This is a genomic window from Caulobacter flavus, from assembly GCF_003722335.1.
Taxonomy (GTDB): domain Bacteria; phylum Pseudomonadota; class Alphaproteobacteria; order Caulobacterales; family Caulobacteraceae; genus Caulobacter; species Caulobacter flavus.
This window is the reverse complement of record NZ_CP026100.1, coordinates 3,838,925-3,856,083: the sequence shown is the minus strand read 5'-3', so window position 1 is coordinate 3,856,083 and position 17,159 is coordinate 3,838,925. Positions and strand designations below refer to the sequence as shown.

Annotated in this window: 15 protein-coding genes and 2 tRNA genes; 3 read left to right on the top strand and 14 right to left on the bottom strand. The window is 68.9% G+C overall.

The window, feature by feature from the left end:
• Window positions 1–60 precede the first annotated feature (60 nt).
• From aspS to C1707_RS17610, 7 genes are all read right to left on the bottom strand, one after another.
• Window positions 61–1,899 carry an aspartate--tRNA ligase gene (gene aspS / locus C1707_RS17640; protein ID WP_164467382.1) on the bottom strand — a complete coding sequence of 613 codons (1,839 nt, stop codon included), beginning with the start codon at window positions 1,897–1,899 and terminating at the stop codon, window positions 61–63.
• 468 nt (window positions 1,900–2,367) lie between these two features.
• Window positions 2,368–4,125, bottom strand: coding sequence for a class I adenylate-forming enzyme family protein (locus C1707_RS17635; protein WP_101715883.1), 1,758 nt, complete (start codon window positions 4,123–4,125; stop codon window positions 2,368–2,370).
• 294 nt (window positions 4,126–4,419) lie between these two features.
• Window positions 4,420–7,143: a valine--tRNA ligase gene (locus C1707_RS17630; protein WP_101715882.1), complete on the bottom strand. Its 2,724-nt coding sequence runs from the start codon at window positions 7,141–7,143 to the stop codon at window positions 4,420–4,422.
• 149 nt (window positions 7,144–7,292) lie between these two features.
• Window positions 7,293–7,844 (bottom strand): pole-organizing protein PopZ, encoded by a 552-nt coding sequence (gene popZ / locus C1707_RS17625; RefSeq protein WP_101715881.1) that lies wholly within the window; start codon window positions 7,842–7,844, stop codon window positions 7,293–7,295.
• A 137-nt stretch (window positions 7,845–7,981) separates the two neighbouring features.
• Window positions 7,982–9,451 (bottom strand): TolC family outer membrane protein, encoded by a 1,470-nt coding sequence (locus C1707_RS17620; protein ID WP_101715880.1) that lies wholly within the window; start codon window positions 9,449–9,451, stop codon window positions 7,982–7,984.
• Window positions 9,452–9,692: 241 nt separating this feature from the next.
• A complete protein-coding gene (locus tag C1707_RS17615) occupies window positions 9,693–10,265 on the bottom strand; it encodes a protein-L-isoaspartate O-methyltransferase family protein (protein WP_101715879.1) in 573 nt (190 codons plus the stop codon).
• Window positions 10,266–10,363: 98 nt separating this feature from the next.
• Window positions 10,364–10,693, bottom strand: coding sequence for a hypothetical protein (locus tag C1707_RS17610; RefSeq protein WP_133244710.1), 330 nt, complete (start codon window positions 10,691–10,693; stop codon window positions 10,364–10,366).
• 175 nt (window positions 10,694–10,868) lie between these two features.
• Between C1707_RS17610 and C1707_RS17605 the strand changes: the two genes are divergently transcribed.
• Window positions 10,869–11,300: a helix-turn-helix domain-containing protein gene (locus C1707_RS17605; protein WP_145998503.1), complete on the top strand. Its 432-nt coding sequence runs from the start codon at window positions 10,869–10,871 to the stop codon at window positions 11,298–11,300.
• Window positions 11,301–11,385: 85 nt separating this feature from the next.
• On the opposite strand, the gene C1707_RS17600 is transcribed toward C1707_RS17605, so the two are convergent.
• Both C1707_RS17600 and C1707_RS17595 read right to left on the bottom strand, forming a co-directional pair.
• Window positions 11,386–11,460 (bottom strand) — tRNA-Asn (locus tag C1707_RS17600).
• A 144-nt stretch (window positions 11,461–11,604) separates the two neighbouring features.
• Window positions 11,605–11,679: transfer RNA gene (locus C1707_RS17595), tRNA-Asn, on the bottom strand.
• A 301-nt stretch (window positions 11,680–11,980) separates the two neighbouring features.
• Here C1707_RS17595 and C1707_RS17590 point away from each other — a divergent pair.
• Entirely contained in the window at window positions 11,981–12,388 is a 408-nt protein-coding gene (locus C1707_RS17590; protein WP_101715876.1) for a hypothetical protein, read from the top strand.
• A gap of 4 nt (window positions 12,389–12,392) precedes the next feature.
• On the opposite strand, the gene C1707_RS17585 is transcribed toward C1707_RS17590, so the two are convergent.
• A complete protein-coding gene (locus tag C1707_RS17585) occupies window positions 12,393–13,187 on the bottom strand; it encodes a hypothetical protein (RefSeq protein ID WP_145998502.1) in 795 nt (264 codons plus the stop codon).
• A gap of 216 nt (window positions 13,188–13,403) precedes the next feature.
• Between C1707_RS17585 and C1707_RS17580 the strand changes: the two genes are divergently transcribed.
• Window positions 13,404–13,889, top strand: a complete 486-nt coding sequence (locus C1707_RS17580; protein WP_101715874.1) for a hypothetical protein — start codon at window positions 13,404–13,406, stop codon at window positions 13,887–13,889.
• A 7-nt stretch (window positions 13,890–13,896) separates the two neighbouring features.
• On the opposite strand, the gene C1707_RS17575 is transcribed toward C1707_RS17580, so the two are convergent.
• The 4 genes from C1707_RS17575 to tmk are packed head-to-tail and all read right to left on the bottom strand — an operon-like array spanning window position 13,897 to window position 17,126.
• A complete protein-coding gene (locus C1707_RS17575) occupies window positions 13,897–14,712 on the bottom strand; it encodes an MBL fold metallo-hydrolase (protein WP_101715873.1) in 816 nt (271 codons plus the stop codon).
• Entirely contained in the window at window positions 14,709–15,488 is a 780-nt protein-coding gene (locus tag C1707_RS17570) for a TatD family hydrolase (protein WP_101715872.1), read from the bottom strand. Before C1707_RS17570 ends, C1707_RS17575 begins: the two co-directional genes overlap by 4 nt.
• A gap of 4 nt (window positions 15,489–15,492) precedes the next feature.
• Window positions 15,493–16,500: a DNA polymerase III subunit delta' gene (locus C1707_RS17565; RefSeq protein ID WP_101715871.1), complete on the bottom strand. Its 1,008-nt coding sequence runs from the start codon at window positions 16,498–16,500 to the stop codon at window positions 15,493–15,495.
• Window positions 16,497–17,126, bottom strand: a complete 630-nt coding sequence (tmk, locus tag C1707_RS17560; RefSeq protein ID WP_101715870.1) for a dTMP kinase — start codon at window positions 17,124–17,126, stop codon at window positions 16,497–16,499. The genes C1707_RS17565 and tmk overlap by 4 nt, the downstream gene beginning before the upstream one ends.
• Window positions 17,127–17,159 lie beyond the last annotated feature (33 nt).

Sequence of the window (17,159 nt, the reverse complement as noted above, 5' to 3'; positions counted from 1 at the left end):
GCACGAAAAAGCCCTCCGGATCGGATCCGGAGGGCTTTGGATTTCAGGCGCCGAAGGTTCCTAGACCTTGATCGGCGGGGCCGTGCGGATGTGCAGCTCCTTCAGCTGCTTGTCGAGCACGCCCGCCGGGGCGTTCATCAGCAGGTCCTGGCCCTGCTGGTTCAGCGGGAAGGCGATGACTTCGCGGATGGCGACCTGCTCGGCCAGCAGCATGACGATGCGGTCGATGCCGGGGGCCAGACCGCCGTGCGGCGGGGCGCCGAAGCGGAAAGCGTTGAGCATGCCCCCGAACTGCTCCTCAACCACTTCCGGGCCGTAGCCGGCGATCTCGAAGGCCTTGAGCATGATCTCGGGCTTGTGGTTCCGGATCGCGCCCGAGCACAGCTCGTAGCCGTTGCAGACGATGTCGTACTGGTAGGCGCGGATGGTCAGGGGATCCTGGCCTTCCAGCGCTTCCAGCCCGCCCTGCGGCATCGAGAACGGGTTGTGCGAGAAGTCGACGCGCTTCTCGTCCTCGTTCCACTCGAACATCGGGAAGTCGACGATCCAGCAGAACTTGAACTGCTCTTCGGCGACCAGCTTCAGCTCCGTGCCGACGCGGGTGCGGGCCAGGCCCGCGAACTTGGCGAACACGGCCGGATCGCCGGCCACGAAGAAGGCGGCGTCGCCCTGGCCAAGGCCCAGGCTTTCCATCAGGGCCTGGGTCGGCTCGCCCAGGTTCTTGGCGATCGGACCGCCCCACGCGCCCAGGTCTTCCGACCAGAACACGTAGCCGAGGCCCGGCTGGCCTTCGCCCTGAGCCCAGCTGTTCATGCGGTCGCAGAAGGCGCGCGAACCGCCGGTCGGGGCCGGGATGGCCCAGATGGCGTTCTTGGCGTCGGCGGCCAGGATCTTGTTGAACAGGCCGAAACCGCCGTCACGGAAGTGCTCGGAGACGTCGGCCATCTTGATCGGGTTGCGCAGGTCGGGCTTGTCGCTGCCGTACCAGGCCATCGACTGGGCGTAGGTCAGGCGCTCGAAGCCCTTGTGCTCGAGCGTGGCGCCGAAGTCGTTGGTGAAGGTGTGGGTCCCGTCGATCGGCGACACCGGCTTGCCGTTCGAGAACTCCTCGAACACGCCGTGCATCACCGGCTCGATGGCCGCGAACACGTCTTCCTGCGTCACGAAGCTCATCTCGACGTCGAGCTGGTAGAACTCGAGGCTGCGGTCGGCGCGCAGGTCTTCGTCGCGGAAGCACGGGGCGATCTGGAAGTAGCGGTCGAAGCCCGAGACCATCAGCAGCTGCTTGAACTGCTGGGGCGCCTGGGGAAGCGCGTAGAACTTCTCGGGGTGCAGGCGCGAGGGCACCAGGAAGTCGCGCGCGCCTTCCGGCGAGCTGGCCGTCAGGATCGGCGTCTGGAACTCGTTGAAGCCCTGCGCGAACATGCGGTTGCGGATCGACTGGATCACGCGCGAGCGCAGCACGATGTTCTTGTGCAGGGTCTCGCGGCGCAGGTCGAGATAGCGATGCTTGAGGCGGATCTCTTCAGGATAGTCCGGCTCGCCGAAGACCGGCAGCGGCAGCTCGTCGGCGGTCGACAGCACTTCCACGTCGGTGACGCGGATCTCGATCTCGCCGGTCGGCAGGTTGGCGTTCACCACGGCGGCGTCACGGGCGATCACCACGCCGTCGACGCGGATCACGCTCTCGGCGCGCAGGCGCTCGACGATGGCGAAGCCCGGGGTTTCCGGGTGCAGGACCAGCTGGGTCAGGCCGTAGTGGTCGCGCAGGTCGATGAAGACCAGGCCGCCGTGGTCGCGCTTGCGGTGGATCCAGCCCGACAGACGCACATTGGCGTTGGTGTCGCTGGCCCGAAGAGCGCCGCAGTTATGGGTGCGATAGGCGTGCATCGTGGTCATGAAAGGCTTCGAAACGCGTTGATTTGCAAGGCGCGGAAAGGCGCATGCGGGGGCGTTTATGTCAAGGATTCTGAGGGCGTTGGTGGATTTGGACCGCCTGGCGGCGGCCCCCATAGGGGGAGGATCTTCAGGTTCGCTTTCCTCGCCCTTGTGGCGAGGATCCATGGTTCAGCCTGCTCAGGCCCTTCGAGCCTGGCGCTGTCTGAGCGGCGGCCCGCATGGTCCCTCGCCACAAGGGCGAGGGAGACGGTGATGGTGGATGGCTCAAAACGCCTGGGTCCCCGCTTTCGCGGGGATTTTACGGGAGAAAGTGCGACCGGAGCCAGGGCCCTCCCCCTGTGGGGGAGGCGATCGCGTAGCGATCGGTGGGGGGAGTTGGCGGGAAGCTGGCCAGCGCCTCGGAAGCTGAAAACGCCCCCCTCCGTCGCCTTTGGCGACACCTCCCCCAGAGGGGGAGGATCTTTTCCCCTAACCCGTGACGAAGACCTTCTTCAGTTCGGTCTTCAGGATCTTGCCGTTGGCGTTCCTGGGCAGGGTCTCGGGCCAGAAGATCACCTTCACGGGCACCTTGAAGGCGGCCAGGCGGTCGGCGACGAAGGCGCGGAGTTCGTCTTCGGTGGCGCTCGCGCCGGGTTTCAGGGTGACGACGGCGGCGGGTTCCTCGCCGAGGGTCTTGTGCTCGACGCCGACCAGGGCGGCGTCCATCACCGCGGGGTGATCGTAGAGGACGTTCTCGACCTCGATGCAGTAGATGTTCTCGCCGCCACGGATCAGCATGTCCTTGGCCCGGTCGATGATGTAGCAGAAGCCCTCTTCGTCGAGACGGGCCAGGTCGCCGGTGCGGACCCAGCCGTCGATGAAGGTCTGGGCGGTGGCCTCGGGCTTGTTCCAGTAGCCCTTCACCACCTGCGGCCCCTTGCACCACAGCTCGCCCACCGAACCGATCGGCAGCTCCTCGTAGGGGGCTTCCAGGGTCATGATCTTCAGGTCGGTGACCGGCACGGCCGGGCCGCAGCTTTCGGGGCGGCCCTCGTAGTCTTCCGCCGAGTTGGAGGTGGCCGTCGCCGAGGTCTCGGTCATGCCCCAGCCGTTGCCGGGCGAGGATTTCGGCCAGATCTCCTTGATCTTGCGGACCAGTTCCGGCGCCGAGGGGGCGCCGCCGTAGGCCACGGCTTCGAGTGACGAGAGGTCGTACTTGTCGCGCGAAGGATGTTCGATGATCTGCCAGGCGATGGTCGGCACGCCGCCCATCTGGGTCAGCTTCTCGTCCTGGATCAGCTGCATGGCCTTTTCGGGATCCCACTTGCGGATCATGGCCATCTTGGCGCCGCCGAACAGCGAGGGGTTCATCACCGCGAAGCAGCCGGTGGCGTGGAAGAACGGCACCGAGATCAGCGCCCCCTTCTGCGGCAGGCTGGGATCGGGCTGGGGCGGGGCCTCGCCGCGGCGCAGGAAACTCCGCGCGGAAGCGGCGGCGGCGGCGAAGATGTTGCTGTTGACCGCCCGGTGAGTGGCCAGGGCCCCTTTGGGCTTTCCCGTGGTGCCGGAGGTGTAGAAGATCGTCGCGTCGTCTTCCGGGCCCAGCTCGACGGTGGAGAGCGGACGCTCCTCCAGCTTGATCCAGTCGTTGGGGCAGCCGATCACGCTTTCCAGGCGCGTGACATAGGGATGAGCGATATCCTCCCTGCTGCGCGAGACGTAGACGCGCTGGAGGTCGGGGCAGTTGTCGAAGTGCTCGGCCAGGCGCTCGAAGCGCTCGACGTCCATGATCGCCACCGAGGCGCCGGAGTCGACGAGGCCGTACTCAAGTTCCGGCCCGGTCCACCAGGCGTTCAGCGGGGTGATGATCGCGCCGATCGACAGGCCGGCATAGAAGGCCACCGGCCATTCGGGCAGGTTGCGCATGATCAGGGCGACCCGGTCGCCCTTCCTGACGCCCTTGGCCTCGAGCTCGGCGGCGAAGACGGTGACCGCGCGGTAGAAGGCCTCGAAGCTGACCCGCTCGTCCTCGTGGACCAGATAGATCTTGTCGCCGTGCGTGCGGCCGACCTGCAGGGTGTGGCGAAGGGTGGGCGGAAGGTTCTTCCAGGTGCGCGTGGGAACGCCCCGGATGACCACCTCCTCCATCTCGCCGGGCGATCCCGGGGCGGTGATCAGGGCGTAGGCCTGCTTCACCGACATGGCCGGCCATGGAACGGGGTTAGGCGCGTGCGCGGCCTGGGTCATTCGTTACTCTCCCGGTGTCGATCGCGCTCGTTCGAGCGGCGCGTTTCCGTCGAGTAAGCACGCCTCCGCCGTCGATGTAAACGGTCGTTTGGACGATAAGGGAACAATGTTTAGTTGGGGCGGAGCGCTCGGACGAGATCGACCTGAAACACCCGCTTGCCTCGCCCGCGCGGCGAGGGCCTATGCCCAAGACCGCTCAGACCTCGGCTGGCAAGCCAAGGTCTGAGCAGGTTGAGCGATGGATCCTGGGCACAGGGCCCAGGAAGGCAAGGAGGAATGGGCGAGGCCGAAGCCTCACCCCATCGCCGCCAGGCGGCCCAGGGCCGCTTCCAGCTTGGCCTTGGCGGCTTCGGCCTCGGCCAGGCGTTCGCGGTTTTCCTCGACGACCTCGGGCTTGGCGCGGGCCAGGAAGTCGGAGTTGCCGAGCTTCTTGCCGGTCTTCTCGATCTCGCCGACGTGGCCGGCGATCTCCTTGGTCAGGCGAGCCTTCTCGGCGGCGACGTCGATGAATTCGGCGACGCCCAGGGCGCCGGTCGCTTCACCCATCACCACCGGCGCCGTGCCGGCGGGCGCGGCGTCGGCGATCGTGACCTCGCCCAGCCGGGCCAGGCTGACCAGCAGGTCGCGCTGGCGCTCCAGGCGGCCCAGCGTGCCCTCGCCCGCCCCGACCAAGGCCAGGGCCGGCTTGGCCGACGGCGGCACGTTCATCTCGGCGCGCAGCGAGCGGATCTCGCCGACCGTGTCGACCAGCCAGCCGATCTCGGCGGCGGCCTCGGCGTCGATCCAGCTTTGCGGCATGTCCGGCCAGCGGGTCGAGATCAGCATGGCTTGGCGGGCCGGACCGCCCTCCTCGGCCGTCTTGTCCCACAGTTCCTCGGTGATGAACGGCATCACCGGGTGCAGCAGGATCAGGATCTGGTCGAGCACCCAGGCGGTCATGGCGCGGGTCTCGGCCTTGGCGGCCTCGTCCTCGCCGTTGAGCACGGGCTTGGCCAGCTCCAGGTACCAGTCGCAGAAGACGTTCCAGATGAAGCGGTAGAGCGCGCTGGCGCCTTCGTCGAAGGCCGGGGCCTCGAAGGCCTTGGTGACTTCGGCCAGCGTCTTGACCACCTCGCCGCGGATCCACTTGTTGAGCGGCTGGGTGACCGACGCGGGGTCGAAGCCCTCGACGCGGACGCAGCCGTTCATCTGGGCGAAGCGCGTGGCGTTCCACAGCTTGGTGCCGAAGTTGCGATAGCCTTCAATGCGCTGCTTCGACAGCTTGATGTCGCGCGCCTGGCCCGACATGGCCGTCAGGGTGAAGCGCACGGCGTCGCAGCCAAGTTCGTCGATCAGGGCCAGGGGGTCGATGACGTTGCCCTTGGACTTGCTCATCTTGGCGCCCTTCTCGTCACGGACGAGGGCGTTGATGAACACCTGCTTGAACGGAACCTCGTCCATGAAGTGGATGCCCATCATCATCATCCGGGCGACCCAGAAGAAGATGATGTCGAAGCCGGTGACCAGGGTGCTGGTCGGATAGAAGCGGGCGACGTCCGGGGTCTTTTCCGGCCAGCCGAGGGTCGAGAACGGCCACAGGGCCGAACTGAACCAGGTATCGAGGACGTCTTCGTCCTGGGTCAGGACGACGTCGGCGCCGAACTGGGCGCGGGCGGCGACGTAGGCGGCTTCTTCCGTCTCCTCGACGAAGATCGAGCCGTCCGGACCGAACCACGCGGGGATGCGGTGGCCCCACCACAGCTGGCGCGAGACGCACCACGGCTCGATGTTGCGCAGCCACTCGAAGTAGGTCTTCTCCCAGTGACGGGGCTCGAAGACGGTGTCGCCGTTCTCGACGGCCTTCAGGGCAGGCTGGGCCAGGGTATGGGCGTCGACGTACCACTGGTCGGTCAGGTAGGGCTCGATGACCACGCCCGAACGGTCGCCGTGCGGGACCATGTGGCGGGTCTTCTCGATCTCCTTCAGCCAGCCCTCTTCCTCGGCGCGGGCGACGATGGCCTTGCGCGCGGCGAAGCGGTCCATGCCGACGTATTCGGCCGGGACGTCGGCGTTGAGCTTGGCTTCCGGCGTCAGGATGTTGATCGACGGCAGGCCGGCGCGCTTGCCGACCTGGAAGTCGTTGAAGTCGTGGGCCGGGGTGATCTTCACCGCGCCCGAGCCCTTGGTCGGGTCGGCGTAGTCGTCGGCGACGATCGGGATGCGGCGACCGACGATCGGCAGGACGACGTGCTGGCCGACCAAGTCCTTGTAGCGTTCGTCCGACGGATGGACGGCCACGCCTGTGTCGCCCAGCATCGTTTCGGGACGGGTGGTGGCCACGACGATGTAGTCGCGCGTCTCATATTGGGTCGGCTTGCCCTCGTCGTCGAACGCGACGGGGTGCTGGTAGGTCACGCCGTCGGCCAGCGGATAGGCGAAGTGCCAGTAGGCGCCGTCGACCTCCTTCTGCTCGACCTCGAGGTCGGAGATGGCGGTCTGGAACTGCGGGTCCCAGTTGACGAGGCGCTTGTCGCGATAGAGCAGGCCCTGCTTGTGCAGCTGGACGAAGACCTTGCGGACGGCGGCTGACAGGCCATCGTCGAGGGTGAACCGCTCGCGCGACCAGTCGCAGCTGGCGCCCAGGCGGCGCAGCTGGTTGGTGATCGCCCCGCCGCTCTCGGCCTTCCATTCCCAGACCTTGTCGACGAAGGCCTCGCGACCCATGTCGCGGCGGCCGATGTTGCCGGCGGCGGCCAGCTGGCGCTCGACCACCATCTGGGTGGCGATGCCGGCGTGGTCGGTGCCCGGCAGCCACAGGGCGGCCTTGCCGCGCATGCGGTGGAAGCGGGTCAGCACGTCCTGAAGCGTGTTGTTCAGGGCGTGACCAATGTGCAGCGAGCCGGTGACGTTCGGCGGCGGGATCACGATGACGAACGGCTCGGCGTTCGGATCCTCGGACGGCTTGAAGGCCCCGGAGGCCTCCCAGGCTTCGTACAGGCGCGGTTCGACGGCTTTGGGATCGAAGGTCTTTTCAAGCATGGCGGAGCGGGTATGCCATCTGAGGCCGCGCCAGGAAACCGGGCGGCGGGTTTATCGGGGATTTTGAACGGGAAAAGGCGGCCGCGCGAGCGACCGCCTTCTCAAAGTCCGGGCGTCGAAGGCCGCCTAGGGGCGACCCGACGCCGATGTCATACGCCGCGGCCGCGCGAGATCCGGTGGACCTCTTCCTCGACCTTGTTCTCGACGATGCGCGGCAGGTTGGTGTCCAGCCACTCCTTGAGCAGCGGGCGCAGCAGCTCGCGCACGACGTCTTCCAGCGTGCGGCCGTTGGCCGGCATCAGCAGGGCCGAGCTCAGGCTGCCGAAGGCGCTGGCGGCCAGGCCCGCGGCGTGGTCGCCGACCAAGGTCTCGGCCACTTCGTCGCGGTTGAACACCGGCGGCGGGGTGTAGGTGGGCTCCGGCGCGGGCGCGGGCGGCGGCGCGTAGGCCGGCTCCGGCTCGGGCTCGGGGGTGTAGAGATCAAGGTCGCCGAGCGTCTCGACCGGAGCCGGCGGCTCGATCGGATCGGTCAGCTCGAGGACGTCGTCCTCGATCGCGGGCTCGGGTTCGGGCTCGAAAACCGGCTCGGGCGCGGGCGGCGGCGGCGCTTCGGCGGCCGGAGCGTCGTCTTCGGAGATGATCCGCCTGATCGAGGCGAGGATCTCCTCCATCGTCGGTTCTTGGGAGCTCTGGTCGGACATGATGGGCTGGGCCGTCTTGAAAGGGCTACGAATCCTTGCGCGCCTCGCAAGACGCGTGCCGCCGATGGTGCAGACTTGCACGGCTTAAGCAAGCCAAGGATTCGCGCCGTGTTGATTCGTCCTGAAGTTGGACGGGATTACTTGCCGCCGGACGAGGTCGCGATCGCCGGCGAGGCGACCTTGTCGAGGCTCCGCACCAGCGGCTCCCACGGCACCGAACCGGAGTGGACGACGCGGTCGTACGAGGTCTTGGGGTCGTAGCGCTCGACGCCGGGGGCCAGCTTGGCCACGTCCAGCGCGCCCATGGCCTGCAGGACGCCGGCGCTGGCGACGTATTCGTCGCGGCGGGCGGTGACCAGGGCCAGCTCGGCGGCGCGAAGCTCCTGCTGGGCGTTGAGCACGTCGAGCGTGGTGCGCAGGCCGACCTGCTGCTCCTGGCGCACGCCCTCGAAGGCGATCTTGGTCGCCCTCACCTGCTCCTCGTTCGACACGAGGTTGGCGCGGGCGGCCAGCAGCGTGCTCCAGGCGGCCGAGACCTGCTGGACGACGGTGCGCTTGGCGCCCTCGACGGCGATGCGGGCGGCGTTCTCGCGCTCCTTGGCGGCGCGGACGTTCGAGGCGTTGAGGCCGCCGGTGAACAGCGGCACGCGGGCGGTGATCGAGCCGCTGATGGCGCGATCGTACTCGCCGAACTGCTTGCCGCTGCCGTTCACCTCGCTGGCGTCGTAGCCGAGGCTGGCGCCGGCCGAGACGGTGGGCAGGTAGGCGGCCTTGGCGGCGGCGACGCGCGCGGCGGCGGCCTTCTCGCCGAAGCGGGCGGCCAGGACGGCGGGGTTGTTGGCCTCGGCGGCGTCGAACGCCTGCTCGACCGAGGCTGGCAGCAGTTCGGCCAGCGAGGGCTCCGGCGCGAGATCGGTCGGGTTCTGGCCGACGATCTGGGCGTAGTTGGCGCGCGCCACGGCCAGCGTGGCCTGGGACGACGACAGGCTGGCCTTGGCGGCGGCCAGGCGGGCCTGCGACTGGGCGACGTCGGTGCGGGTGATCTCGCCGACCTCGAAGCGCGCGTTCGACTCGTCGAGCTGACGGGTCAGGACGCTGACGTTCTCTTGGGCGATGCGCAGACTTTCCTGGCCGCGACGGACGTCGACATAGGCGGTGATGACGTTGGCCAGCACGCCCTGCTCGACGCTGCGCAGGTCTTCGCGACCGGCCAGCACGTCGGCTTCGGCGGAGCTGAGGTTGGCGCTGGCCAGGCCGCCCGTGTAGAGCGGCTGGGACAGCTGAAGCGTGGCGCTGCTGGCGCCCACCTTGGTGTTGTCGGCGCCCTGGACCACCTGGCCGCCGACGACGGTGGTGGTCGGGTGAGCCAGGTCGGTGCGCGAGCCGCTGATGCTGGCCGAAGCGCTGACCGTGGGCCGGAAGCCGCTCTTGGCCTGGACCACGCCCTCGTCGGCGGCGCGCTGCACGGCGCGCTGCTGCTGGATGGTGGGATTGGTCTGATAGGCCAGGGCGACCGCGTCGGTCAGGGTCTCGGCGCTAGCCGCCGAGGCCAGGAAACCCATGCAGCAAGCAGCGGCCAGCAGACTGGCCCGACGGCTCTTCGACATCCCTCATTCCCCAACACACGCGAAGTCCGCGCTTTACACCCAAGCGCTGTAAGGCCCACCGTGGACCCTCGCTAGTTAAGCTTTTTTCACGCGGAGTTTGCGCGCTTGCCTCGAATGCCGCCAGCCTAGAGCCGGCCAAGGCCGAATGAAATACCCAAGCCTGATGAGCAGGCCCGGGTTTCAAGGACTTGAGGCGGCGTCCAGGCGGGTTCAGCACCCGGACGCGCCCGTTGAAAACGCCTTAGAAGGCGAAGCCGGACTCGACCGGGAAGCCGGCCAGCAGCGACGGGGTCGAATCGAAGGCGGCGCGACGGGCCAGGCCGTCCTCGGCGCGGGCGTAGATCGCCGCGCGGCCGACGGGGCCCTCGCGCTCGACGACGCCAAGGCGGCCGTTCAGCGCCAGGGCGCCGGTCCACGAGGCCGGAGCCTTCGGCACGGCGCCTTCGCAGACGATCACGTCGTACTCGCCGCCCTCGACGGCCGTCAGGTCGTCGCCGTCGAGACGGGTCACCGACAGGCCCATGGTCTCGAGCACCACGGCGGCGTACGGCGCGGCGATCGCCAAGGCCTTCTCGCCGGCGCGCGGCTTGAGGTTCTGCAGCAGCTTGCCGATGTCGCGCGGGCGCATCAGCGTGCGGCCCGGAGCGTATTCGACCTCGGCGTCGGCATAGGCCAGGTAGGCCTTGCCGGCGGGAACGAGGTTCTCGCGCGGAACCACCCGCAGGGCGTCCTGCAACGGCAGGTCGGTCACGTCGGCGGTGCGGATCTGGCTTTCCACCATATTCAGGCGGGCAGCCGCGAAATCGGAGCTCATGGACTTCCTCGGACAGCAGTTCGAGAGGCTTATAGGTCTTGGCCTCGTCGGAAGGCAATCAGGCCCGTGCATCCAATCGCGCCGAGGATTTGCGCGACTCAGGCCGTCTCGCCGAGCAGGCGGCGCAACTGGTTCACCGCGGGCTTCATCAGCGGACAGACGGTGGCGGCGGTGGCCAGCGGCGGGCCGAGCACGGCCGCGCGCGAGGCGTCGTTCTCGCAGAGCTGCACGGCGATGCGCGCGATCAGCGGCAGATCGGGGTCCAGCAAGGCCGTGCGCTGGTCGATGAGGCGGGTCAGGTAACGGGGATCGGCGTCGTCCGGATAGGCCTCGATGGCCTCCTCGACGCTCTTGAGCAGCGCCTCGATCCGCTCGGCCACGCCGACGGCGGCCGCCGCTTCCCGCAATCTGGCTTCGATTTCACTCATGCCCCAACGCGCCCCCCGCGTCCGCCGTCCCCTGAATCGGCGGCCCGTATGGCGCAAATCGCGACGCGGCGCCTCCTCGAAAAGCACACTGTCCCCAAAATGGGGACATGGTGAATTTTCTCACAGAGACGACTCGGGCTCAGCCTGCACCCAGCGGCTTTCGTTGGGAGCAGGCATGAGTACGGATGTTCGGCGCGCGGTGATCCGCCTATCGGCGGGCTATTTCCTGCGCTCGCTGGACGTCGCCAAGAGCCTGCACCAGGAAGACCCGGTGCGCGCCATCGTCTTCACGACGATCTGGGTGGCGAACGTGGCCCATATCCGGCCCAATGTAGGCTTCGACGCCAAGGACGAGCTGGCCAAGGACGCCCAGCGGCGGCCGATCACCGTGGTGCAGGTGGCAGACTCGCTGGCCATGCCGGCCGAGACGGTGCGTCGCCACGTCGGCGCGCTGATCGCCGACGGCCTGTGCGTGCGGCATGGCCGCAAGGGCGTGACGATTCCCGCCGAGGTCTTCACGCGGCCCGGCATGCTGGAGGCGCTGGATCGCCAGCACCAATATACCGAGACCTACTACCGGGAACTGCAGAAGCTGATGGCCACGTGACGCACCGCACCCAGGGTCCGGGAGCGACAGCCTCAGCTTTCCTTGAATGTAACTGGCGACAAGACCTTCGACGAACGAAGGAGAGTGGCTCCGCGGGTAGGATTCGAACCTACGACCAGCCGGTTAACAGCCGGCTGCTCTACCACTGAGCTACCGCGGAACAGGTCGCTCTCAGTTGAGGAGGCGGTTGATAGCCGCCGAACTGACTCGGCGCAAGACGCACGAACGCCGCATCCGGACAAAAGCGTATGTTCTTGTGGAGGAATTCTCGCCGGAGACAACTTCGAGATGATCGAAGGAAGAGTGGCTCCGCGGGTAGGATTCGAACCTACGACCAGCCGGTTAACAGCCGGCTGCTCTACCACTGAGCTACCGCGGAACAGGTCGCTCTCTGTCGAGGCGCGGTTGATAGCCGCCTCACTGACTCGGCGCAAGCGCCTTCTGACAAAAAAACAGCCCGGCCAGAAAGCCGGGCTGTGAAAAGTTGAGTGATGGTGGGGCGCCTTCAAAAGAAGACGTCCACAGGCTCGCCAATCATGGTTAACGGGATCCTAATTTCGAGCGCGCCTGCCAAAAGGTCGCAGTCAGCCCGCCCCATCGCGGCCGACGCTCGCGGCAATGTGTAACGGCGATACGCCGCTCCCTTCCCGCGACGCGACTCGGTCGCTAAAGCGTTCACGATGAACGAACCCGACGACCAGTGGTCCGTCACGCTCCAGCGCGGTGTGGCCAGTCTAGACTTCAAGGTGACCCGTGACCCCACGGTCGGAACCCCGGTCATGACCGGGGCCATCGGCGACGTGCGCGGCGCGCGGGCCCTGGTCCAGGCCGCCGCCCTGGCCGCGGTGGAAGCCGACCGCTGGGTGGCTACCGGAGCCGGCGACGTTCCCATTCCGCGCGACCTGGTGCTGACCCGCCGCGATCTCGCCAACGCCAAGGCGGCCGAACCGCCCGGCAGCGCGACCTCGCCGTTCACGGCCGGCTACGCCGCCGTCTACCGCCTGGAGCTGGCCCGCCTGCTGTGGTCGGCGATCTCGGACGCGCCCGCGCGCCGGCTGGAAGAGCTGGCGCGCCGCATTCCGTCCTGACGCGTCAGAAGCGCCGCCACACGGCCAGCACCGCGCCCCGCTCGCGCAGGGCGTTGCGGCCCGAGGCGGTGCCCATCGCCCCGGCCTGCACCGACCAGCCGGCCGGCAGGTCGTAGACGGCGGTGAGCTGCAGGTTGCGATAGCGATAGGCCTCGAAGGCGCCCTGCCCCGCGCCTGACGACGATACGTCGAAGGCCTGGGCCAGCAGCATCAGGCGCCGGGTCGGCCGGCCGCCTAGGGTGACATCCAGGCGGCGCTCGTCCGGCGCGTCGCCTTCACGGCGGCGAATCCCCGCCTGCAGGTCGAGGAAGACCGGCCGGCCGGCCAGCTTGCCGCTCTTTCCAAGCAGGAAGCGCGCGTCGTACTCGGCGTCGGGCGAGCCGCGCTGGGCCGCGCCAGGATCGCCGTCGCCGCCCGGCAGCCGGACCGCGCTCTCGCTGGACAGCACCCAGGTGTCGCCCGACTTGATCCTGTAGCGCGCCGCCAGCTCCAGGTGCCCCGGCTCGGTGTCGCGGGCGTTGCGCGTGCGCAGTTGTCGGACCGAGCCCTGCGCCCGGACGGTAAGGCGATCGGACAGGCCATATTCGGCGAAGGCCTGCAGCTCGGTCTTGCGATAGTCGACGATGTCGATCGCCTCGCCGCCCAGATCGAAGCCATGGGTGCTGTCCTGGCGGTGAAGACTGACGATCACCTCCGTGTCGCCCTTGGGCCGCGTCCAGGCCGCGGCCTGCGCCTGCCCGCCCGCGCCGAGAAGGACCGCGAACGCCATCGAGGCGCGCATCATAGATCGCCGAGCCATGCCACCCCCAACACACGACCGCACAGCGGCGATAGAAGCACAAACTATCGCATAGGATGTATATGATTTTATGCGATTGACTCGCAACAACGAGCGACCTAGACCTTGTTGCGATCAATTCTCAAATCCGATGTCGGGTTTCCTCCCCTCACCCACATCGACTGCGTCCGGCGGGGTTCCCCTCCGCCGGACGCCTTTTCCCGCCCGGAGCCCTTGATGAGTTGCGCCTGCGGACTTGATCTCGATTTCGAAGACACCGGCCCCGAAGGCCTGACGCGCGGAGAGCGGCTCCTGCTGTGGGGCCTGCGCACCTGGGCCGCGCTGCGCCTGCAGGGCCAGCCGGCCGACGCCACGATCAGGGCCGCTTTCGCCCGCGCCGCCTCGCCGCGCACGGCCTCTCTGTTCCTGCAGACCATGATGCTGATCGAGGGCGAACTGGTGCGCCCGCTGCAGATCCAGTGCCCCCATTGCGTCGGCTACGCCCTGGACGAGCAGCGGCTGGTGACGGCCTGCGGCCTGGCCGCCGCCGCGCCGGGCCTGAGCTCGCGGCTGCTGTCGTCGATGGTGGCCCGGCCCGACGTCACGGCCGTGCTGGCCCGCGCCCTCAACCACGCCCTGGCCCTGGACGGCGCGCCCCTGCCCGTTCGCATGGGCGAGCCCGTGGAGCACGCGCCGCCCGCGCAGGCCGCGACGCTGCACTGAGCCTGGGCTAGAGGGCGACCTCGAAGCGCATGCCGTCATAGGCCGGCTCGACGCCCCGCGGCAGCCTGGCGGACAGGGCGTTGTAGTCGAGGTCGATGTGAAGGTTGGTGAGGATCGCGCGCCTGGGCCTGGCGCGTTCGATCCACTCCAGCGCCCGCTCGACATTGGCGTGGGTGGGATGGGGCGTCCAGCGCAGGGCGTCGACGATCAGCACGTCGAGATCCTTCAGCAGCGGCCAGCTTTCCTCGGGGATCTGCAGCACGTCGGGCGCATAGGCGACCCCGCCGAATCGGAAGCCGGCGGCGCGGATCTCGCCGTGGTCGACGTCGAAGCTGGCGACCGGGATCTCGCCGCTGGGCCCTTCGACGCTCCAGGCCTGGCCGTGCGGCGGCAGGTGGCGCGCCTCGCAGATGGCCGGATAGCCGCCCTTGGTCTCGAAGACGTAGCCGAACCGCGCCAGCAGGCCGTCATAGGTGGCCGGATCCATGTAGGTCGGGATCTTGAAGCGGTGATTGAGGAAGAACGGCCGCACGTCGTCGATACCGTGGGCCTGGTCGGCGTGGTCGTGGGTGAACAGCACCGCGTCGATGCGCCCCGCCCCGGCCCGCGCCGTCTGCAGGCGCAGGTCCGGCGAGGTGTCGACGAGAATCGTGGTGTCGCCGCGCGGATCGCCGCCCGAAAGCCGGCGCACCAGCATCGAGCAGCGCGCGCGGTGATTCTTCGGCTCGGCCGGATCGCAGTCGCCCCAATTGCCGTCGGCGCGCGGCACCCCGCCCGAGGAGCCGCTGCCGAGGATGGTGAACTCGAGCCGGCCGCCGGTCATGGACGCGGTATCGCGTCGAACAGGGCGAAGAAGGCGTCTTCCGAGCGCTTTTCGGCGTCGGCGCGGGTCCAGCCGCGGATCTCGGCCAGCTTGTCGACGATGTGCGGCAGATGGGCCGGCTCGCAGCGGCGGCCGCGCATCGGCACGGGGGCCAGGTACGGGCAGTCGGTCTCGACGATGATCCGGTCGGCGGGCATGTCGCGGATCACCGCGCGCACGTCCTCGGCCTGCTTGAAGGTGGCGATGCCCGAGACCGAGAACCAGGCGCCCAGCGCGGCGGCCCGGCGGGCCAGCTCCGCGCCGCTGGTGTAGCAGTGCATCAGGATCTTGAAGGCGCCCCTGGCGTGCTCCTCCTCCAGGATCTGGCCCATGACGTCGTCGGCCTCGCGGGTGTGAACCACCAGCGGCAGGCCTGTCTCGCGGGCGGCGGCGACATGCTGGCTGAACACGGCGGCCTGCACGTCGCGGGGCGAGAGGTCGTAGTGGAAGTCCAGGCCCGTCTCGCCGATGCCGACCACCTTGGGCTTGCCGGCCAGCTCGACCAGGTGGGCGGTCGTCAGGTCGACGTGATCCTTGGCCTCGTGCGGATGGGCGCCGACCGTGCACCAGATGTCGGCCTCGGCCATGGCGATGGCGTGGACGGCCGGAAAGTTGGGAATCTTGTCGCAGATGGTCAGCATCATTTCGATGCCGGCCTCGCGGGCGCGGGCGATGACGGCGTCGCGGTCCTCGGCGAACTGGGGCGCGTGCAGGTTTACGTGGCTGTCGATGAGCATGCGGTCAGATGGAGGCCTTGGCCGCGGCGCGCAAGTCCGCAATCGCCGTCCAGAACACGTCGGCGCGGTCGAGGTTCACCGCCTCGGCCTCGATCGGCCAGCGCACCAGGCGCTCCCAGGCGCCGGCCCAGCGGTCTAGGCCAGACGGCGTGCGCTCGCCGGCCATGCCCACGGCCATGGCGTGGATCTGGTCGGCCAGGCGCTCGAAAAGCAGCTCGAAGCGGGCCTGGCCCTCGGCGCCCTTGAAGGTGTCGGCCAGGGCCAGCAGCGCGGCCTCGTCGATCTCGGGCAGCTTACGCAGGATCTCGCCGGCGGTGTCGTCGGCCTCCAGCGCCTTGGCGGCGGCCAGTTGCAGGGCCTTGCCCGGCGCGCCGTGGGCCATGCGGCCCAGGCGCTCGGCCTGGCGGCGATCCAGACCCAGGCGGTGCTCGACCATGTCGGCGGCGCGCTCGACGCCGGGCGCGGGCACGGCCAGGCGGCGGCAGCGCGAGCGGATGGTCGGCAGCAGCTTGCCAGGCGAGTGGCTGATCAGCAGGATCACCCCGCGCGGCGGCGGCTCCTCCAGCGTCTTGAGCACGGCGTTGGCGGCGTTGACGTTGAGATCGTCGGCCGCATCAATGATCGCCACCCGGTAGGGCGAGGTCGCCGGCGAGTTGGCGAAGAAGCCGGGCAGCAGACGCGCCTCGTCGACGGGGATCGACTTGCGGGCCTTGCCGTCGTCGGTGGCCCGCTCCAGCACCATCAGGTCGGGATGCGAGCGGGCGGCGACCTGGCGGCTGACGAAGTCGGACGGGGCCGAGCCCAGCACGCCGAACGACTGGTCCTCGCGCGCCCCCAGCAGGCGGCGGGCCATGCGGTAGGCCAGCGTGGCCTTGCCCACGCCCTCGGGGCCGGTCAGCAGCCAGGCGTGGTGCAGGCGCCCGCGGCCCAGGGCGTCGAGGAATGACAGCTCGGCCTTCTCCTGGCCGTCCAGCGAGAAGACGTCGCGCGGATGCGGAGGGGCGTCGCTCATGCCAGGTCCAGCCGTTCGGAAACGGCGCCCCAGACGGCCGTCGAGACCTCGTCGATCGAGGCGGCGGCGTCGATGATCGCGCAGCGCCCGGGCTCGCGGCGGGCGATCTCCAGGAAGCCGGCGCGCAGGCGCTCGTGGAAATCCAGGCCCTTGGACTCGAAGCGCGCCGCCCCGCCCCGCGCCGAGGCGCGCTCGAGGCCCACGCTTGCGGGCAGGTCGAAGACCAGGGTCAGGGCCGGGGTCGTGCCGCCCAGCACGTGCTCTTCCAGGCTGGCGATCAGCGAGGCGGGCGCGTCGCCGCCGGCGCCCTGATAGGCGCGGGTCGAATCGGCGAAGCGGTCGCAGACGACCACCGCCCCGCGCGCCAGGGCCGGCCGGATTACCCGCTCCACGTGGTCGCGGCGGGCGGCGTACATCAGGAGGGTCTCGGTGACAGGCGACCAGCGGTCGGCCGCGCCGTGCACGAGCAACTCGCGGATCGCCTCGCCGCCGGGGCTGCCGCCCGGTTCGCGGGTCAGCACGACCTCGCGGCCGAGTTCCTCCAGGCGCTGCGCGAGCAGGCGCACCTGGGTGGACTTGCCGGCGCCCTCGCCGCCTTCGAAGCTGATGAACGTTCCGCTGGCCATCGGCCTCAAATCGGCCGGAACGCCCGCCTTGTC

What these genes read in the sequence shown, in the direction of transcription:
- aspS (WP_164467382.1), bottom strand. Translation starts at nt 1,899, where the DNA reads ATGACCACGATGCACGCCTATCGCACCCATAACTGCGGCGCTCTTCGG.
- C1707_RS17635 (WP_101715883.1), bottom strand. Translation starts at nt 4,125, where the DNA reads ATGACCCAGGCCGCGCACGCGCCTAACCCCGTTCCATGGCCGGCCATG.
- C1707_RS17630 (WP_101715882.1), bottom strand. Translation starts at nt 7,143, where the DNA reads ATGCTTGAAAAGACCTTCGATCCCAAAGCCGTCGAACCGCGCCTGTAC.
- popZ (WP_101715881.1), bottom strand. Translation starts at nt 7,844, where the DNA reads ATGTCCGACCAGAGCTCCCAAGAACCGACGATGGAGGAGATCCTCGCC.
- C1707_RS17620 (WP_101715880.1), bottom strand. Translation starts at nt 9,451, where the DNA reads ATGTCGAAGAGCCGTCGGGCCAGTCTGCTGGCCGCTGCTTGCTGCATG.
- C1707_RS17615 (WP_101715879.1), bottom strand. Translation starts at nt 10,265, where the DNA reads ATGAGCTCCGATTTCGCGGCTGCCCGCCTGAATATGGTGGAAAGCCAG.
- C1707_RS17610 (WP_133244710.1), bottom strand. Translation starts at nt 10,693, where the DNA reads ATGAGTGAAATCGAAGCCAGATTGCGGGAAGCGGCGGCCGCCGTCGGC.
- C1707_RS17605 (WP_145998503.1), top strand. Translation starts at nt 10,869, where the DNA reads ATGAGTACGGATGTTCGGCGCGCGGTGATCCGCCTATCGGCGGGCTAT.
- C1707_RS17590 (WP_101715876.1), top strand. Translation starts at nt 11,981, where the DNA reads ATGAACGAACCCGACGACCAGTGGTCCGTCACGCTCCAGCGCGGTGTG.
- C1707_RS17585 (WP_145998502.1), bottom strand. Translation starts at nt 13,187, where the DNA reads ATGGCTCGGCGATCTATGATGCGCGCCTCGATGGCGTTCGCGGTCCTT.
- C1707_RS17580 (WP_101715874.1), top strand. Translation starts at nt 13,404, where the DNA reads ATGAGTTGCGCCTGCGGACTTGATCTCGATTTCGAAGACACCGGCCCC.
- C1707_RS17575 (WP_101715873.1), bottom strand. Translation starts at nt 14,712, where the DNA reads ATGACCGGCGGCCGGCTCGAGTTCACCATCCTCGGCAGCGGCTCCTCG.
- C1707_RS17570 (WP_101715872.1), bottom strand. Translation starts at nt 15,488, where the DNA reads ATGCTCATCGACAGCCACGTAAACCTGCACGCGCCCCAGTTCGCCGAG.
- C1707_RS17565 (WP_101715871.1), bottom strand. Translation starts at nt 16,500, where the DNA reads ATGAGCGACGCCCCTCCGCATCCGCGCGACGTCTTCTCGCTGGACGGC.
- tmk (WP_101715870.1), bottom strand. Translation starts at nt 17,126, where the DNA reads ATGGCCAGCGGAACGTTCATCAGCTTCGAAGGCGGCGAGGGCGCCGGC.